Source organism: uncultured Clostridium sp. (assembly GCF_937920395.1).
GTDB lineage: Bacteria > Bacillota > Clostridia > Clostridiales > Clostridiaceae > Clostridium_AD.
The window spans coordinates 1-2401 of sequence record NZ_CALEVF010000193.1 but is presented as its reverse complement, the minus strand read 5'-3'; the positions used below and the strand labels follow the sequence as shown (position 1 = coordinate 2401).

Annotated in this window: 3 protein-coding genes; all 3 read right to left on the bottom strand. The window is 30.4% G+C overall.

Annotated features, from left to right (window positions below):
• Nucleotides 1–81: 81 nt before the first annotated feature.
• Entirely contained in the window at nucleotides 82–369 is a 288-nt protein-coding gene (locus Q0649_RS12415; RefSeq protein WP_298842327.1) for a PTS sugar transporter subunit IIB, read from the bottom strand.
• A gap of 24 nt (nucleotides 370–393) precedes the next feature.
• Nucleotides 394–870 carry a PTS sugar transporter subunit IIA gene (locus Q0649_RS12410; RefSeq protein ID WP_298842324.1) on the bottom strand — a complete coding sequence of 159 codons (477 nt, stop codon included), beginning with the start codon at nucleotides 868–870 and terminating at the stop codon, nucleotides 394–396.
• Nucleotides 871–1155: 285 nt separating this feature from the next.
• The coding region (locus tag Q0649_RS12405) for a PTS sugar transporter subunit IIA (RefSeq protein ID WP_298842321.1) at nucleotides 1156–2401 on the bottom strand (1246 nt) is incomplete at its 5' end.

Here is a 2401-nt window from a genome sequence, read left to right as displayed (position 1 = left end):
TAAAATTTTAGATAGATATTTCACTAAAATCTTTTAGAGTTTCGCAATCAGCTATTTAAAGATTACATCTTACACTAGGTTTTATTCGTTTAATGCATCAATAATTGCTTGATCGATTTTTTGTGGATTTATATTAGTTAAATAATTTATTGCCTTAATTACAGGGATTGAATATGTTCTTGATGCAATTGTTGTTGTAACTAGAAGATCTGCGTCAGCCTCGTAACCTGGAACTTCGGATATTTTACATTGAATTACTCTTGCGTTAAGATTTTTAGCTGCTATTAAATCCTCAACCTTTTTGCATACAACTGTTGAAGTTGCTATCCCTGTACCACATGCCACCAATATTAATTTTTGCTTATTCATTATTATTTCCTCCTCTAAATTAAATTAATTTGTAATGGAATCGAATTTCGTTAGTATGTCATATAATTCTTCACTGTCTTTTGCCTTACTCAAACTTTTTAAAACATCTTCATTTTGAATTAAAAACATTAGCTGCTGAAGCATACTTATTTGACTATGAGGTTCTTTTAAAACCATACAAAATACAACGTTTACATCTACTTGACCATCTCCATCCATATTAGTGAAGGTTATTGGGTGTTTTAATGTTGCAACTGCTATTGCAGGTTTAAGTACATGGATTGCATCAGTGTGTGGTATTGCAACATTGTATGTTCCAAGTGTTAGACCAGTCGGGAATTTACTTTCTCTTGCTACTAAACCACCATAAAAGGAATCCTTTACATAGTTAGCCTTTAACAATATTTTGGACAAAGCATAAAAGATATCGTCTGTTGTTTCTGCTTCGAGATTGTTTATTATTAAATCTTTGTTTAAATATTCAGTAATACTTTCTGTCATTACACTTCCCCCTTTTGGGTATAATTTTTAATCTGTTTTATTTTGTATTTACTCTTTCTACATTAATACTGTAGCAAGTATCATGCCATAAACCTGTTGAAAAGGTAATAGATTGTTTTTAATAAAAAAAATAACTTGATTTACTTACCTTTGTATATATAAGTATGTAGCAAGTATCGTGCCATAAGCCTGTTGATAAGGTTATAAATCACTCTATTTATAAAAAAAAGATAAAAGCTTGTTTAGCTTTTATCTTTTAAAAAGACTCTTAATTAGGAAGGAGTATTATCGCTCTAAAAATAAATTGGCAATCTCTTTGGCCGAGTGGACTTTATCTAGTTTCTTTATTGTCTCAGCTTTACATAATAAATCAAACAAATTCAAAATTACATCATGATCATTTTCTTTAAGCGCAATCATAATAACTAGATTCGTTTCAGTATCATTCTCCCAAGGTATAGAATTTTTAAGCTTAAAAATGGCTAATGTTGGTTTTTTCACGTTTTCGGGCAAACCGTGAGGTATGGCCACATTACCTACAATCATTGTACCTCCCATCATTTCTCTTTTATATATGCTCATAGCATAATCTTCATTAACATTACCTTTCAATTTTAGAAGGTTACTCATTTCATCAATTACATCAACCTTTGAAAATAGGTCATCTCTAATTTGTATGAGTTCTTCATCTATTACAGATGACAAGGGGCTTACTACTGTTATTCCCATTAAATTTCTTAACATTATTTTAGCATCTTCTTTTAAAATATCTTGAAATGAAATGAATGGAATATCTAAAATTTCAGGATTAATAGTTCCAACTATTGCAATTATATTATGATCTTCATTAATACTTCGAATCTTATCTTGTGCACTATTTCTATTCATAATTCCAATTGGAATTATGTTTATATTTTCGCTTGAACAATCCATTATATCTTCAAGATATTTTTTAATTTTAAGTGCTGTGCCGACACCTGTTATGCATACCGTAATTATAGTTTTTAAATACTTTTTAACTCCTTTTACTTGCTTAACATAGGTTTTATCTCCGTCTATAGCATCCGCTATTTCGTCAAGATCACTTGTTATTAGTGCTCGCCTAACTGCCTCAAGTACCATTACTGTATCTACTCTAGCAATTATTCTTGTAGGGATTCCTGTCTGCTTTGTAATAATTTCACCAAAAGTTACGAGAGACCCCATATCTACGAGTAGCAAGCATCCTTTACCTTCATTTACTTTCTTTACTGTCTCTATAGTCTTTTTAAGTAGTGTTTGAGGACTCTCATCAAGTGACATTTCAATTCCTATAGCTAGGTTAGTACCTAATAGCTTATTTGATACATCTACCATTCCACAAGCTACATGACCGTGACTTAATACAATAACACTTACTCTACTTATTTTTTGATCTATTGTAGAAAAAGTTTTTAAATACATAGCGATAAAACCAACTTCATCTTCCGGTAACTCTATATCTAAACTATTATTTATTTCTTTAGCAAGTATTTTAGCAACTCTGTATTCA

Bases quoted from the DNA above. Each gene is read 5' to 3' on its own strand.
- Q0649_RS12415 (WP_298842327.1), bottom strand. From the start codon at position 369: ATGAATAAGCAAAAATTAATATTGGTGGCATGTGGTACAGGGATAGCA.
- Q0649_RS12410 (WP_298842324.1), bottom strand. From the start codon at position 870: ATGACAGAAAGTATTACTGAATATTTAAACAAAGATTTAATAATAAAC.